Origin of the sequence: Thiocystis violacea, from assembly GCF_016583565.1 — a bacterium.
In the GTDB taxonomy this organism is placed as follows: Bacteria; Pseudomonadota; Gammaproteobacteria; order Chromatiales; family Chromatiaceae; genus Thiorhodococcus; species Thiorhodococcus violaceus_A.
Genome location: NZ_NRRF01000237.1, coordinates 1 through 744, shown reverse-complemented (window position 1 = coordinate 744; position 744 = coordinate 1). Strand labels below are relative to the sequence as shown.

The 744-nt window shown below is 53.0% G+C and carries 1 pseudogene; it reads right to left on the bottom strand.

What is annotated here, in order from left to right:
• Window positions 1-346: 346 nt before the first annotated feature.
• Window positions 347-744 (bottom strand): annotated as a pseudogene (locus tag CKO23_RS24985) (hypothetical protein); the annotation flags it as partial.

Genomic DNA, 744 nt, shown 5'->3' with positions numbered 1-744 from the left:
ATCAGATCGAGATGTGGTTCTCGATCTTGGCGCGCAAAGTCCTGCGCCGTGGCAACTTCACCTCCATCGACGACCTTCAGAAACGCATCAGCGATTTCATCGACTTCTTCAATCGCACGTTGGCCAAACCCTTTCGCTGGACCTATGAGGGAAAGCCGCTCGCAGCATGAATGATTAAACAGTCTCGGGATTTCCACTCTGTTGCACTAGTCGGGCTTAAACAAATATTCGATTGATGCGTGTGTGACCGAGAGCGGAGGATTGCCTAGTCCAAGCGCGAACCGTGCGGTCAATTCACCGACGAAAACAGCCCCAGCGACCAAAGCGATGATTAAATAACCCTTTTTCATACGGACCGATTCGTCAATTTGATATCCAACACAGCTTCAATAGCATCCGTCACTGCAAGAATTCGCTCACGCATGCACCGCTTAACCTCCGCCACCTTGGCATCCACCAGATAGCGATACCAAAAACCCTGTAGAAAGTGGAAGGCGGTACCCGCCTGTCCGTCCAGAAAGCCCAGCCTCAACACATAGCGGTAAACGAAATAGACGAAGGCCCGGAAACCGCCCGGCAGGCGGGCATAGACTCGTTCCTTGAGCCAGTGCTTCATCCAGGGCAATCGCATCAAACTATTAGCGAGTACTGTTGGATAATCGCGATGGTGTCGGTAACACTTGGCGGTCGTTTTCCCGCTGGTGAGATGCCGCCGATGCCTGAGATGACCCTGGACCGCTCGCT